Raw genomic sequence first — 13,763 nt, forward strand, 5'->3', positions numbered from 1 at the left:
CATGCGCTCGCCAACATGTTCGCGAGACGCGCTGACACGCGCGAGCCATCACGCGCTGACTTTACCGACACGCGCCATCGCGGAGAAATGAATTATCGAGATCGTTTCAATCGCCTGACGAGAATCGAAGCACTTCGCATCACCCGCGAGGCCCCGTCCCGCCCCCTGCAAGGCGATTCTTTTGATGGCAAACTAACCGCCCGTTGCAGGGCCTCATGGCCTTGAGCGTTTCGTACACACCGACCTCGCGCGGCGGTCGCGCGAGTCAATGGAGAACAGCATGAGCACGACTTCCCGATGGATCGACATCCCCGCCGGCAACGACAGTTTCGGCGGCTACCTCGCGCTGCCGAAGGGCGGCAAGGGACCGGCCGTCATCATCATTCAGGAAATCTTCGGCGTGAACGGCCATATCCGCTCGGTCGCGGATCAGTACGCGCAGGACGGCTATGTCGCGCTCGCCCCGGACGTGTTCTGGCGCGTGCAGCCGCGCGTCGAATTGACGTACGACGGCAAGGATCGCGAAAAGGGCATCGAGCTGATGCAGAAAACCAAGGTCGACGACGCGGTCGCCGATCTCGGCGCCGCTGCGGCCGCCTTGCGCGCGCTGCCGGAAGTGACCGGCAAGATCGCGGCGATCGGCTACTGCTTCGGCGGCCGTCTCGCCTATCTGGCCGCGGCGGCCGGTTCGGTCGACGCCGCTGTCGCCTACTACGGCGGCGGCATCCATAACCATCTCGACAAGGCCGCGAACATCAAGGTGCCGATGCAGTTCCACTACGGCGAGCTCGACGCGCATATTCTGCCGTCGGACATCGGCCAGATTCAGGAGCGCTTCGCGGGTCGCGGCGACGTGCAATTCAACATCTACCCGAACGCCGACCACGGTTTCAACTGCTCGGAGCGTGCATCGTACAACCAGCACGCGTCGGCATTGGCGCATGGCCGCACGCTGACGTTCCTCGGCGAGCGGATGTAATCCGCGGTTCCGGTATTCAGCCGGCCCCGCCGCGTTGCGCATGTGATCGCACGCTCGCGCATTTGAAGTGCGCATTCGGATTCACACGAGTCACGTCGGCGCTCAACTCGGGTACTCTGTGCAAGACGGCGTGTCGGCCGACACGCCGTCTTTTCACATGTGCGACGCCCGGGCGGGGCAACGCGATGCCGAGCGAAACGCCTCAGTCGCGCGTGCATGGCCGGCCACGAATTCGACGCAGCATGCCAACCGACCGCGAGGGCTCAACCGACGTGCAATCAGACTATCTCGCTCATGACGCCATCGGCCTCGCCGAACTCGTGCGCACGCGCCAGGTCAGCGCGCGCGAATTGATCGACGTCGCGATCTCGCGCACCGAGGCCGTCAATCCCGCGATCAACGCGGTCGTTCTGAAGGACTACGATGCGGCCCGCCAACGTGCGTCGCGCGAAGACGAGAATCGCGCGAATACCGTCGACGGCGCGAACGGAACGGACAACTGCGCCGCCCACGCCGCGCTCGCCGGCGTGCCGTTCCTGATCAAGGATCTCGGCGCGCCCGTTGCGGGACTGCCCATGGCAATGGGCAGCCGACACTACCGCCACTTCATTCCGACGCAGGATGCGCCGGTCGTCGCGCTCGCGAAAGCGGCGGGTTTGAATATCTTCGCGAAGACCAGCACGTCCGAGCTGGGCCAGATGCCTTATACGGAGCCCGAACTATTTGGCGCGTGCCGTAATCCGTGGAATATCGATCACACGCCGGGCGGTTCGAGCGGCGGCGCGGCGGCAGCGGTCGCTGCCGGCATCGTACCGCTCGCGCATGCGTCGGACGGCGGCGGCTCGATCCGGATTCCGGCGTCGTGCTGCGGACTGTTCGGCCTGAAACCCTCGCGCGGTCGCGTGCCGCGCGCGGCGCAGGCCAGCGCCGGCGAACTCGGCATCGATCACGCCGTGTCGCGCAGCGTGCGCGACAGCGCGTTGCTGCTCGATCTGCTGGCCGGCAACGCCGAGCGGCCGAGCGGCGCGCCCGGCACCTTTCTCGGCGCGACGCGCGAGCCGTGCAAACCGCTGACGATCGCCTACGTGACCGAGCCGATGCTCGCGCCGTCGTTATCGGCCGATGCGCGCGCCGCGCTCGACGACGCCGCGCAACTCGCGAGCTCACTCGGCCATCGTCTGGAGCCGGTGTCGCTCGGCGTCGATTTCGCGGCGGTCCGTCATGCGTTCCTCACGCTGTGGTCGGTGACCGCCGAGGACCTCGTGCTGAACGCAGAGCGCATCACCGGCCACAAGCCAACGCGCGGCGAGTTCGAAATTTCGACATGGGCGATGGCGCACGTCGGCCGCAAGCTCGGCGAGCAGGGCTTGCCGGCCGCGCTCGACGAACAGCGCCGCATCACTGCGCGTCTGACCGACCTGCTGAACCGCTACGACGTGCTGTTGTGCGCGACGCTCGCGTCCGCGCCGATCAAGATCGGCGAGATGCGACCAAGCTCGGTCGAGCGCATGCAGATGCGCGCGGTCACCACGATACCGCTAGAACGATTGATGAAGAAACTGCTGTTCGAAGCGTCGAACAAGGCGTTCGCGTGGGCCGGATGCACGGAGTTGTTCAACCTGAGCGGCCAGCCGGCGATGTCGGTGCCTTTGTACTGGAATGCGCGCGGGCTGCCGATCGGCGTGCAGTTCGCGGCGCGTACCGGCGGCGAGGCGACTCTGTTCAGACTCGCCGCGCAACTCGAGGCGGCACGGCCGTGGTTCGACAGGCGGCCGCCATTGATGAATGCGCGCCGCTAATAGTCCAGCGGCCCGCTGCAATGAAGCTTTGAAAAACCGGCCCGGCTTGCGCAGCGCAGGCTTGATCAGGCCTTCTTGTTATAGGCGCTGCACCATCCCGTGGCCGCGACCTGCTTGCCCGCGAACATCGGGCAGCCGCCGTAGGCGTCGCCCGCCTTGCCCTGGAAGAAGCTGCAGTTGCTGCATTGCTCGCCAGGCGTGTATTTGGCGAATTTCGCCTTGTCGACCTTGCTCGCGTCCGCCTTGTAGCCAAGCGCCTGCGCGGTCGGATCGGTTTCGGAGACTTTCGGCGCGTCGGCGAACGCCTGGCGCGACAGCGCGAGCGTCGATGCCGCACCGATGCTGGCGATCAAAAACGTACGACGGGAAGAACTCATGGGGACTCACTCCATTTATATGGGAATCAACGCCGTTCTGATGACAGCGTTCGCCAAGCATAGCAACGTAGCCGTCGCCCGTGATATTCCAAATGCTAAAGATAAGCGGATCGGTACGGTGCAAACGCGGCCTCAAGGACGCCCGCTCAGCTCGCAGACCCGCTGCGCAATCGCAAGCGATGCCGTCAACCCCGGTGACTCGATGCCGAACAGATTGACGAGTCCGCGCACGCCATGCGCGGCCGGCCCCTGGATCATGAAGTCCGCGGCGGGCTCGCCCGGGCCGGACAACTTCGGACGAATACCGGCGTACGCCGGCTGCAACGCGCCATCGGGCAAGGCCGGCCAGTACGCGCGAATCGCCGCATAAAACGACTCCGCGCGACGCGGATCGACGTCGTAATTGATCGCATCGACCCATTCGACGTCGGGGCCGAAGCGCACCTGGCCGCCCAGGTCGAGCGTCAGATGCACGCCGAGGCCGGCTTCGTTCGGCATCGGATAGATCAGGCGGCTGAACGGCGCGCGCCCCGAAATGCTGAAGTAATTGCCGCGCGCGAAGTAGAGCGGCGGCACGTGGCGCGAGTCGAGTCCGCGAATCTTGCGCGCGAGTGCGTTCGCATGCAGACCCGCGCTGTTGATCACGCAGGCAGCGCTGATCGTGGTGGGCGCCGCACCGCCGACCGCGATGGTGAAACGGCCGTTGTGAGCCTCGATCGCCTCGACCGGCGCATGGAACGCGTACACGGCGCCGTCGCGCTCGGCATCGCCTTGCAGCGCGAGCATGTACTGATGACTATCGACGATCCCCGTCTGCGGCGAAAACACCGCCTCCACGCATTCAAGCGCCGGTTCGAGCGCCTGCGCCTGATCGCCGGTGACGCGCATCAGGTCGAGCACGCCGTTGTCGCGCCCTTTGGCCATGATGCTTTCGAGCTGCGGAATCTGGTTGCGCGACGTGGCGACGAGCAGCTTGCCGCAGCGCGAATGCGGCACGTTGCGCTCGGCGCAATAGTCATACAGCATTTCGCGGCCGCGCACGCACAGCGTGGCCTTCAGCGATCCGCGCGGATAGTAGATGCCCGCGTGAATCACTTCGCTGTTGCGTGAACTCGTGCCCACGCCGATGGCGTCGGCGGCCTCCAGCACGATCACCTCGCGCCCGCGCGCCGCCAGCGCGCGCGCCGTCGCGAGGCCGATCACGCCGGCGCCGATCACTACACATTCGATCTGATCCATATCCGTTGACGCGGCGCATTGGGCCGCGCGCTGCCTCGTTCAGCCGATGGAAGGAAGACAAGTACGGCACCTCGCCGCCGCGTTCCGTTTGTTGTCGAACGCATCTGTCCGCTGGTCTGCTTATGTCTTTTTATCACCGCCACGGGAAATTGTACGACTCGGTACAGACAGAAGTGACAAACGTTCGTGCGCGCCGACCAGGCGATGGCGGCGCAAGCTGCGCTCGATTCTGCGCTCCACATCGAAAATAGCAATAATTGCCGCAGCATTCACAACGCAGGCTGTATAAATTTGCCGAAACAGCTCCCCAAATTCCAGAGAAGCGGGGTTTGGGTGCAAAAAACCGACCGAAAACCTCAAAAACCGATCGGTTTTCGCCGGTTTCCGTAATCGAGGCGGATATCAGCGGGCTCGATCTGGTCGCGTCCCGCGATGCGCGCCGCGCCGAAGCCGTTCAGGATCGCGCGGCGCATCTCGCGCGGCGACGCCCGCTTGAGCACATCGAGCGTCGCTTCGCCAAGCGTCCCCGGAAAGCGCAGGCCCCAGTTGTGCGCGCCGCGGATCTCGTCGTAGATCGACTGCGCGATGCGTCGCGCGCCGGCGTGGTCCGGCGGCGAGATCTCGTAGACGTTCATGCGGTTCAGGATCGGCTCGGGGATCGCGCGTTCGTCGTTGGCGGTCGCGATCCAGATCACGTTGCCCGCGTTGATCGGTATCTCGGCGAACTCGTCGATGAAGCTCTGGGCGGTGTCGTGTTCGAGTAGCGCGTACAACGCGCCGAGTGGATCGTATTGCGAATCGCCGCTCGCCTTGTCGATTTCGTCGACGGCGATCACCGGGTTCGCGTAGCTGCCGTTCACGAGTGCATCGAACACCTTGCCCGGCTTCGCGTTCTTCCATTGCGACGAGGCGCCCGACAGAATCCAGCCCGCCGTCAGCGAACTCATCGCGACGTATTGGTACGCGGTGCCGAGCAGGCGCGCGAGGTGCTTCGCGAAATGCGTCTTGCCGATGCCGGGCTCGCCGAGCAACAGGATCGGCATCAGTTCGAGCCGGTCCTCGGTTTCGAGGCACAGCGCGACCTGCTTGCGGATGTCGTCGAGCGGGGCGGAAAAATTGGGCAGCGCGCCGATCAGATCGTCGATCGACGGCATCCGGTTCGGCTTCACGCAGAATCGCAGATTGCCGGTTTTCAGCATCTTTTCGTAGGTCGCGCGCAGCGCCTCGTTCGCGCCCTCGCCGAGACCGTTCAGCGCGCTTTCGACCTCGTCGAGGTCATACACCCGGCTGAACGAGGCCACGGCGATTTCCTGTTTGACCATTGCTGTCGTCATCGCTCACCCCGTCTGGCTGATTCTGCAGCGGCGGCGCCTTGTGAGCGCCGGTTCGAGTCCAGTGTAGCGAGGACACAAACGCGTGCAAGCCAGCAGTCATGTGGCTCTGCTGCTAACGATCGCTGGCATCCCATCCTCATCTGGAATGGAGTGTTGCTGAACCGGCCCTCGTCGACCGTGTCAGAAATCGTTGCGGCCATCGGGGGTAAGATGGCTCTCTAATTGCTACGAGGCACCCACGCAAGCGACGCGTAAGCGGAGATCCTTTTTATGTGGAAAACCAGTATCGTGGCCATGCTGCTTGGCGCTTCGTTGCTCGCCCACGCGCAACAACAGCCAGCGCAGCAGGTCGTGCAATGGCAGTTGCAGGTGGTGAAAGATGGCCAGCAGATCGATTCGTTCGACGGCACCACGACCGTCGGCCAGGCGCGCACGGATACGCATCACCAGGTCGTGCAACACGAGGTCGGCTGCAAGGACCAGCCGGCCGGCAGCATCGATCTGTCACGCACGATCACGGTGTCGCCGCTGCGCGTCGATCCCGAGGGCGTGATGTTTTCGATCGACACGCAGGAAACGCTCGAGGACGACAATGCGCGGCGCACCGACATCGGCTGCAAGCTGCCGCCGCAGCCGCGCCAGGTGAGCGCGAGCCACCCGGGTCTCGTGGTGCCGCCGGATCAATGGGCGAGCTGGACGATCGTCGATCACAATCCGAACCTCGTGTACCGCGTGCATGCGAACGTCGTGAGCAACGGTGCGAACGGCAACGGCACGAACGGCGGCATGAGCGGCAATGGCGCCGCGACCGGCAGCAGCAATCCGAACTGACAGGAACCGCGCGCCTTACCGACGCGCTTAGACAGAACACGTGGATAACGCGGCATGCGAAACCCAGAAGAACTGATCCGCGAGAACCTCGCGCCGAACGATTTCGTCGCGGTGAGCTGGAACCTGCACAAGGGCCGCACACCGCTCGGTTTTCAGGCCTGGCAGGCGATGCAGCGCTGGGTTCAATCGACCCACGCGGACGCATACTTCCTGCAGGAAGCGATGGCGCGGCGTATGCCGTCGCCGGTATTGGCGAGCAGTTTCGGCACGCCGATGGGCGATCCACTGACCGACGTATGGCACTGTCAGGCAACCGAAATCGCGCGCGCGCTCGAACTCGAAGTCGCGCTCGGCCCGAACGTGTTCAAGCCGTCGTGGCGGCACGGCAATGCGATCCTGTCGCCGCATCCGCTCGATCTCGGCGGCCGCTGGGACATCTCCGCGCACCGCTTCGAAAAGCGCGGCCTGCTGGTCGCGCGTGCGACGTTCGGCGGACGACTCGTCACGTTGCTCTGTGCGCATCTCGCGCTGACGCGTCCGGCGCGGTTGCGGCAGATGGACTGGATCGCGCACTGGATCGCGAAGGAAGCCCCCGACGGTCCGCTCGTGCTGGCCGGCGATTTCAACGATTGGCGCAACGACTCGGTGCCGCTCTTTCGCGAGCATGGCTTGCAGGAAGTCGCGACGCTGCTCGGCGAACCGGCGCGCACGTTCCCGGCGTTCTCGCCGGCGCTGTCGCTCGACAAGATGTTCGTGCGCGACATGCAGCCGGTCGAATGGATCCAGCCGACGCAGGAGACCGCGTGGCTGTCCGATCATTTGCCGTATATGGCGAAGTTGCGGCTGGAGTGAGCGCTTCTGCTGGTTGAGCTTTCGCCAACGGAAAGCGCGTCCACCCTCACTCGCGAAGCGGCGTCCAGCTGAACGCCGCTTCGATCTCCTCCCCCGGCTGCAATACGCAGCCACCGACGTGTTCTTGTGTACCAACCGCGTTGAAGCAATCGGTCGTATTCGTGACCGGTTCCACGCATAGCTGCGGATCGTTGGCCGGCGCGAACACGACCAGGTGATCGAACGGCGCGTCGGCACGCATCGTCAGATTGCGGCGCTCGTCGGGCCACGCGATCGTCGCCACGCGCGACCAGTTTGAAAAGTTGTTGTCGAGATCGAACGCATCGGGCGACATGCCCGCGCGCAAGGCGTCGACGGCGGGATGCGGGCCGAGATGCGTCGGCAGCACGTCGGTGTCCGCGTGCCACATCGCCTGCACGTCGGCATGGATGCGCGTCGACGCGGTGCGCGGATAGTACGGATGATGGCCCATGCCGAACGGCATCGGCCGGCCGGCGAGATTCCGCGCGGACATCGTGATGTGGAGCGCGCCACCGCGCAACTCGATACGCTGCCGCGCGCGATAGCGAAACGGCCAGTCGCCAGTCGCGCTCGCATCCGGTTCGTGCTCGAAGTGCAAGTCCACCGCGCTTTCGCTGCGCGCCCCGACGCGCCACGGATGCCGCCACGCGTTGCCATGCAGCGCGTGGGCGAAACGCGGGTCGTTGCCGGCGAGATCGATCGTCGCGCCGTCGAACGCGAAGCGCGCATCGCGAATCCGGTTGCAGTATGGGAACAGCGGAAAGCTCGCCATGCGCAGCGGATCGCGCGCTTCGAACGCTTCCGGCAGCGCCGGCCGCAGCCAGTGCAACGGACCTTCCGGCGTGACTTCGTAGAACGCCGCGAGCGCGCCGCCAACGTCCGGCGCGAGCACCGCTCGCAACGCCCCGGCCGACAACGTGACGAGGCGCGCGGCGATCACGGGATCGTCGAGCCATGAGCGTTGAGTCGCCGATCGAGTCACGTCATGTGCCTCGCGCGGCCGGGCAGGATTCAGGGAAACGTCGCGCATGGTCAGACGAGGCGAAACCGCGAGCGGAAAGCGGCATCAACGTGCATTCATATCTCCTTTGACGTGCCGCGCACCCCGCGGCCGGCGGACCACCTCAGTCCGCCCCCAGCGAGAATCGCACGACACCGCGCCATTGATCAATATTATTAGTAATAAATTCGTTCAAAAAGGGCCGGTAACGGACCGTACGCTCCATTCCCAAATGGCGGGTTAGCGCGCGTTGCCGCGCGCATATTATTAGTGGTACCGTCAGCAGCATGATGCCGCTGGCATTGCCCCGCTTCAGCGCCGCCTCGGCGCGGCCCGCACAATGAAAAAATCGACTCAACGCCGTCCCACCATGACCGACATCGCCAAGCTCACCGGCGTGTCGCAATCCACCGTTTCGCTCGTGCTCAACAACGCGGCCGGCGCGAAATTCTCCGATGCGACCCGCAACAAGGTGCTGAAGGCCGCGCACGACCTCGGCTACCGGCAGTCGCTGCGCGCGCCCGTAGCGGCATCGAGCGACGAGCGCAACCTGATCGTCTATCTGGCTGACGAAATCTCGACGAGCCCGCACCCGGTCGTCAACATCGACGGCGCGCGCGACGCCGCGTACGCGAGCGGCAAGATGCTCGCGGTCTACTCGACGCACGGCAACGCCGACATCGAAAAACAGGTACTCGACACGGTCCTCACCAATCCGCACGTGTTCGGTGTGATCTATGCGACCGTCTACACGCGCAAGGTCGCGCCGCCGAGCGCGCTGTCGCAGGTGCCGACCGTGTTGCTGAACTGCTACACCGGCGACAGCACGTTCTCGTCCGTGGTGCCGGCCGAGGTCGCGGGCGGCCATCTGGCGACCGAGTACCTGCTGCAGGCCGGCCACCGGCGCATCGGCTACATCAACGGCGAGCCGTGGCAGGACGCCGCGAAAGACCGCCTGAAGGGCTACCGCACCGCGCTCGCGACCGCCGATCTGCCTTTCGCGGCCGAACTCGTGCGCGACGGCGACTGGAGCCCCGGCCTCGGCTTCGAGCTGACGCTGTCGCTGATGCGCGAGGCCAATCCGCCCACCGCGATCTTCTGCGCCAACGACCTGACCGCGATCGGCGCGATCGAGGCGCTCAAGCAGCTCGGCCTGCGCGTGCCCGAGGACGTGTCGGTCCTCGGCTACGACGACCAGGAAATCGCGCGCCACACGCATCCGCCGCTGTCGACGGTGGTGCTGCCCAACTACGAACTCGGCCGCTGGGCCGTCGAAACGCTGCTGCAGGAAGAGCACAACCGCGCAGCCGGCGCGCCGGTGCGCCATCGCACGGTCAAGCTCGACGGACCGCTGGTGGAACGCACCTCGGTCCGGGTAATTACCGAGGCAAAACCGGCGACAGTTAATATTATTAGTGATTAACCGATAATAATTTTGAGTGAAATAATCTGCACGTCGGGTCGGGAAGACAGCGCGCCGGTGGGTCATAGCCAATCGCGCGCTCGCCGGCGAACCAACGTCGGCCCCCCGGCTGGACAGAGGCAATCCCGAGCAGCACGAAAAGCAAATAAACCGTCACCGGTTACTGGAGGAAGTCATGGCGGCAAATGGTGGCGCTTGCGCGCGCGGTGTCGTCGGACGCGAAGATGGTGATCATGGACGAATCGACGTCGTCGCTCGACGAGCGCGAAGTCGAACTGCTGTTCACCGTCGTGCGCAAGCTGCGCGACGACGGCCGCGCGGTAATTTTCGTCTCGCACCGGCTCGACGAGCTGTACGCGCTGTGCGATCGCGTGACCGTGATGCGCGACGGCCAGACGGTCGTGCAAAGCACGATGGCCGAGATGGACAAGCTGCAGCTCGTCACGACGATGCTCGATTTCCGCACGCCCAAGCAGGCGCGCGAAGCGGGCATCAGCACGATCTACCAGGAGATCAACCTGGCGCCGTTCCGCGAATCTGAGCGTCGCCGCGGGCGCGAGGGTTCCGTCGCGATGACGATTGCCGGCGTGCTGCTGCTCGGGCTCGTGTTCAACTGCTGAACTTCGAGAACGGGCTCGGGTTCATCAGTCTGTCCGCGTACTGGCAATCCGTGCTTCGCGGCGTGTTCCTGCTACTCGTGATCGTGCTGCAGGCGCGCGTGTGGAAACAGCGCGGAAAAAAGCGGGTGGCGGCGGCGTGAGCAAGCGGCACCCGCGAATTGGCGTCATCAATTCCATCGGACAGAATTTCCTTACTTGGCCGAGGCTTGCCGCCACAATCGCCGCCCCCGACCCATCTCTGTGTACCGATAGACTCGCCGCGAAACCGTGTGACCGTGACGCGTCCCCGACGCGTCACGACGTCCCCGCTCGTCGTCCCCGGTTTCCTTATTGACTGTCGGTGCGCAACGTCCAGACGGTCGCCGTATTCGTGGCGTCGTCTGCCGCGGTGAACTGCAAGTGGCGCTTGCTATCGAGGCCGAACGCGAGGCCGAATGCAAGGCCGAACGCGGAGCCCGGCGCAGGGTCGACCGACATTTGAGCGACGAATTGTCCGTCGACGGTGAACTCGACGATTTCGCTGGGACGTTTCGGGTCGGGCGCGCGACACACGCGGCGCGATGCGCGTGCGCGTATCACCAACCCGTCGAAGCCAGTGTATGAACCGGATGCAGATATCGCACGAGAAGCCTCCATTTGACACCTCCTACTCGCATGGGCGGCCGCAGCCGCCAGGACGAGTGTCGCGCACCCACCGCACTGCCTGGCTTCGCGCGACTCGCGTCCTGCGTAAACGAGGCAACCTCGGGCGTACTCCCCAAAAAATCGCGGCGCGCAAACGATAGTCGAAAGCGAGGCGATCTCGATGGCGCCGGCAGGGTTCCTCCCCATTAGCCAGTTTTATCAGCAGGGTCAATGCTGCAGCGCACGCCGCCTTTCGGTATCATCCTGAAAATGTTGCCCTTGCGGCGCGTCGCTTTCGCGCCTGCCGGGCAACCAATGGCAGCCGCCCTTCGCGGCGTTCGCCGAATCGCCGTACCCCGCTGAAGCACGGCCGCACTCACGCCAACGTACTTCGCGGCGCCAGCAAGCCGGCGCCGCCGCTTCCCGGTTTGGCAACCCGCTTTACCACGCTCGAGCGCCGCGCCGCGGCCCCGCCCCGGCGGGCACGGTAAAATGACGGATTGCGCGGGAGTCCCGACCACGGGTCAGCGCAGCATCGCCCTTGCCGTGCCGGCCGGCTCAGACGACTGGCCGCCTTTGTTTTCGCACTATCCAAGAAGCCATGAGCAACCTTAATTCACAAACCGTCCTGAGCGTCCATCACTGGACCGATACGCTTTTCAGCTTCACCTGCACGCGCGATCCGTCGTTCCGTTTCGAAAACGGCCAGTTCACGATGGTGGGCCTGCAGGTCGAGGGCAAGCCGCTGCTGCGCGCATACAGCCTCGCCAGTGCGAACTACGAAGAACATCTCGAATTCCTCAGCATCAAGGTGCAGGACGGCCCGCTCACATCGCGTCTGCAGCACCTGAAGGTCGGCGACGAAGTGCTGATCGGCAAGAAGCCGGTCGGCACGCTGGTGGCCGACAACCTGCTGCCGGGCAAGACGCTGTGGCTGTTGTCCACCGGCACGGGCCTCGCGCCGTTCATGTCGATCATCAAGGATCCGGACATTTACGACCGCTACGAGCGCGTGGTCCTCACGCATACCTGCCGTTTCGTCGACGAACTCGCGTACAAGGAATACATCACCGAGCACCTGCCGGCGCATGAACACCTCGGCGAGTTCGTACAGGAAAAGCTGCTGTACTACCCGACCGTCACGCGCGAAGCGTTCCAGAACCGCGGCCGCATCACCGAGCTGATCGAAACCGAAAAGCTGTTCGCCGACCTCGGCGTGCCGGGTTTCTCGCTCGAGGACGACCGCGTCATGCTGTGCGGAAGCCCGCACATGCTGCGCGACACGCGCAAGCTGCTCGAAGACGCGGGCTTCAAGGAAGGCAGCAACAACGAGCCGGGCCATTACGTGGTCGAAAAGGCCTTCGTCGGCTAAGCCGGCCGGCATTCTTCTTCGCGGCCCGCGCGCCGCGAATTCCCAAAAAGGAGCCTCCGGGCTCTTTTTTTGTTGCTCCGTTACAAATTGGAGCGCATTGCGTACCTTCGCTGTCAGAATTCCTCTGACAGCACGAGTCCGCAGTAAACATCATCTAATCTCTGAAGACTCTGCGCTAAGCCTTGGTGGGACTGCTTTTTTAATCTTTTTGAGATATCATCGCGCCGCGAGATCAGACGAATTCATGCACCGATCGTCGTCCACCAGAGTTGTGACTGAATGTAAATTTCGTTACGTTGGGCCATCGTGTTTCGTCCGACGCGAAACCTCGTGATTCGCGGGCTTTGATTCCGTCTGCGCGTGCCCGCTTCGCCGTCCACTCCGCCTCCTGAGAGGGAAATTCATGGATACGTCGACTGCCGTCCCGTTCAACGCTGCGCTCGCTTCGTCCGCGCAGCGTGATGGCTTCGACATGCCATCGCTCGCCGCGCGCGAGATCGAGCGGCTGCGCGCGCGGGTACGCGAGCTGTCGGCCGAATTGGTCGACGCGCAGGAAAGCGTGCGCCGTCACGTCGCGCGCGAGCTGCACGACGACGTCGGCGCCGAGTTGACTGCGACGCGCTTCGCGCTCGCCGGCATCGAAACCTGGCTGCCCGCCGACGCGCCGCCGCAATGCGCGGCCGCGCTCGCGGTCGCGAATCGTTCGCTCGACGCCGTGCAGGCGGCAAATCGCGACGCCATCGCGCAACTGCACGCGCCGTCGTTCGAGACAGGCCTCGCCGGCGCGCTGCAGTGCTGGGCCCGCGACTTCTCCATGCGCACCGGCTTGCGCACCACCTTCACCTGCAGCGGCGACGCGCGGCTCGCGCGCCTGCCCGCCGATGCCGCGCTCGCCGTGTTCCGCGTCGCGCAGGAAGCGCTGAACAACGTCGCGAAGCACGCGCGCGCGACCTGCGCCGACCTGCGCGTCGAAACCGGTGCGCGTCATCTGAGGCTCCTCGTCAGCGACGATGGCATCGGCCTGCCGCGCGGCGCGCGCGAACGCGGTGGCCAGAAAAAACCGCGCGATCATTTCGGCCTCGCCGGCATGCAGGCGCGCTGCGCCGCATTCAACGGCACGCTGCGAATCAGCGCGAGGCGCACGAGCGTCGGTCGTGGCGAGGACAGCGGCACTGGCAGCAACGGCGCCATCACCCCGCGCGGCACCCTGATCCAGGCCCGCTTCGCGTGGCACGCGCTGCTCGCGGCCGCCCCAACGCCGCGCTCCGCCCGGCGCGCGCTGCAATCGTGAG

The 13,763-nt window shown here is 64.9% G+C and carries 11 protein-coding genes and 3 pseudogenes; 9 read left to right on the plus strand and 5 right to left on the minus strand.

What is annotated here, in order from left to right:
* Positions 1-280 precede the first annotated feature (280 nt).
* Both OKW39_RS11225 and OKW39_RS11230 read left to right on the plus strand, forming a co-directional pair.
* Complete coding sequence (locus OKW39_RS11225; RefSeq protein ID WP_090805544.1) at positions 281-979, plus strand: dienelactone hydrolase family protein; 699 nt, start codon at positions 281-283, stop codon at positions 977-979.
* Between the two features lie 242 nt (positions 980-1,221).
* Positions 1,222-2,778, plus strand: a complete 1,557-nt coding sequence (locus OKW39_RS11230; RefSeq protein WP_429335599.1) for an amidase — start codon at positions 1,222-1,224, stop codon at positions 2,776-2,778.
* A gap of 65 nt (positions 2,779-2,843) precedes the next feature.
* Here OKW39_RS11230 and OKW39_RS11235 read toward each other — a convergent pair whose 3' ends face one another.
* The 3 genes from OKW39_RS11235 to OKW39_RS11245 form a co-directional block, all read right to left on the minus strand.
* Positions 2,844-3,155 (minus strand): high-potential iron-sulfur protein, encoded by a 312-nt coding sequence (locus tag OKW39_RS11235; protein WP_429562688.1) that lies wholly within the window; start codon positions 3,153-3,155, stop codon positions 2,844-2,846.
* A 132-nt stretch (positions 3,156-3,287) separates the two neighbouring features.
* Positions 3,288-4,394 carry an NAD(P)/FAD-dependent oxidoreductase gene (locus OKW39_RS11240; protein WP_429562689.1) on the minus strand — a complete coding sequence of 369 codons (1,107 nt, stop codon included), beginning with the start codon at positions 4,392-4,394 and terminating at the stop codon, positions 3,288-3,290.
* 356 nt (positions 4,395-4,750) lie between these two features.
* On the minus strand, positions 4,751-5,728 hold the full coding sequence (locus tag OKW39_RS11245; protein WP_187612068.1) for an AAA family ATPase: 978 nt from the start codon (positions 5,726-5,728) through the stop codon (positions 4,751-4,753).
* A gap of 270 nt (positions 5,729-5,998) precedes the next feature.
* Between OKW39_RS11245 and OKW39_RS11250 the strand changes: the two genes are divergently transcribed.
* Positions 5,999-6,559 (plus strand): hypothetical protein, encoded by a 561-nt coding sequence (locus OKW39_RS11250; RefSeq protein ID WP_090802651.1) that lies wholly within the window; start codon positions 5,999-6,001, stop codon positions 6,557-6,559.
* Between the two features lie 54 nt (positions 6,560-6,613).
* Positions 6,614-7,411, plus strand: coding sequence for an endonuclease/exonuclease/phosphatase family protein (locus tag OKW39_RS11255; RefSeq protein ID WP_090802649.1), 798 nt, complete (start codon positions 6,614-6,616; stop codon positions 7,409-7,411).
* A 46-nt stretch (positions 7,412-7,457) separates the two neighbouring features.
* Here the strand turns inward: OKW39_RS11255 and OKW39_RS11260 are convergent, their stop codons facing one another.
* Entirely contained in the window at positions 7,458-8,462 is a 1,005-nt protein-coding gene (locus OKW39_RS11260) for an aldose 1-epimerase (RefSeq protein WP_429562690.1), read from the minus strand.
* Positions 8,463-8,802: 340 nt separating this feature from the next.
* Here OKW39_RS11260 and OKW39_RS11265 point away from each other — a divergent pair, with 340 nt between their 5' ends.
* The 3 genes and pseudogenes from OKW39_RS11265 to OKW39_RS11275 all read left to right on the plus strand — a co-directional run.
* Complete coding sequence (locus OKW39_RS11265; RefSeq protein WP_429562691.1) at positions 8,803-9,855, plus strand: LacI family DNA-binding transcriptional regulator; 1,053 nt, start codon at positions 8,803-8,805, stop codon at positions 9,853-9,855.
* 179 nt (positions 9,856-10,034) lie between these two features.
* Positions 10,035-10,310: pseudogene (locus tag OKW39_RS11270) on the plus strand (sugar ABC transporter ATP-binding protein); the annotation flags it as partial.
* Between the two features lie 96 nt (positions 10,311-10,406).
* Positions 10,407-10,615, plus strand: a pseudogene (locus OKW39_RS11275) (ABC transporter permease); the annotation flags it as partial.
* Positions 10,616-10,802: 187 nt separating this feature from the next.
* Here OKW39_RS11275 and OKW39_RS11280 read toward each other — a convergent pair.
* A pseudogene (locus tag OKW39_RS11280) lies at positions 10,803-11,015 on the minus strand (hypothetical protein); the annotation flags it as partial.
* Between the two features lie 685 nt (positions 11,016-11,700).
* Between OKW39_RS11280 and OKW39_RS11285 the strand changes: the two are divergent.
* Both OKW39_RS11285 and OKW39_RS11290 read left to right on the plus strand, forming a co-directional pair.
* On the plus strand, positions 11,701-12,471 hold the full coding sequence (locus OKW39_RS11285; RefSeq protein ID WP_018419136.1) for a ferredoxin--NADP reductase: 771 nt from the start codon (positions 11,701-11,703) through the stop codon (positions 12,469-12,471).
* A 403-nt stretch (positions 12,472-12,874) separates the two neighbouring features.
* On the plus strand, positions 12,875-13,762 hold the full coding sequence (locus OKW39_RS11290; RefSeq protein ID WP_429562692.1) for a sensor histidine kinase: 888 nt from the start codon (positions 12,875-12,877) through the stop codon (positions 13,760-13,762).
* Position 13,763: the final 1 nt, after the last annotated feature.

It is taken from the genome of Paraburkholderia sp. MM6662-R1 (assembly GCF_050436245.1).
Classification (GTDB): domain Bacteria; phylum Pseudomonadota; class Gammaproteobacteria; order Burkholderiales; family Burkholderiaceae; genus Paraburkholderia; species Paraburkholderia tuberum.

Bases quoted from the DNA above. Each gene is read 5' to 3' on its own strand.
- OKW39_RS11265 (WP_429562691.1), top strand. From the start codon at position 8,803: ATGACCGACATCGCCAAGCTCACCGGCGTGTCGCAATCCACCGTTTCG.
- OKW39_RS11260 (WP_429562690.1), bottom strand. From the start codon at position 8,462: ATGCGCGACGTTTCCCTGAATCCTGCCCGGCCGCGCGAGGCACATGAC.
- OKW39_RS11225 (WP_090805544.1), top strand. From the start codon at position 281: ATGAGCACGACTTCCCGATGGATCGACATCCCCGCCGGCAACGACAGT.
- OKW39_RS11240 (WP_429562689.1), bottom strand. From the start codon at position 4,394: ATGGATCAGATCGAATGTGTAGTGATCGGCGCCGGCGTGATCGGCCTC.
- OKW39_RS11235 (WP_429562688.1), bottom strand. From the start codon at position 3,155: ATGAGTTCTTCCCGTCGTACGTTTTTGATCGCCAGCATCGGTGCGGCA.
- OKW39_RS11255 (WP_090802649.1), top strand. From the start codon at position 6,614: ATGCGAAACCCAGAAGAACTGATCCGCGAGAACCTCGCGCCGAACGAT.
- OKW39_RS11285 (WP_018419136.1), top strand. From the start codon at position 11,701: ATGAGCAACCTTAATTCACAAACCGTCCTGAGCGTCCATCACTGGACC.
- OKW39_RS11230 (WP_429335599.1), top strand. From the start codon at position 1,222: ATGCCAACCGACCGCGAGGGCTCAACCGACGTGCAATCAGACTATCTC.
- OKW39_RS11245 (WP_187612068.1), bottom strand. From the start codon at position 5,728: ATGACGACAGCAATGGTCAAACAGGAAATCGCCGTGGCCTCGTTCAGC.
- OKW39_RS11250 (WP_090802651.1), top strand. From the start codon at position 5,999: ATGTGGAAAACCAGTATCGTGGCCATGCTGCTTGGCGCTTCGTTGCTC.
- OKW39_RS11290 (WP_429562692.1), top strand. From the start codon at position 12,875: ATGGATACGTCGACTGCCGTCCCGTTCAACGCTGCGCTCGCTTCGTCC.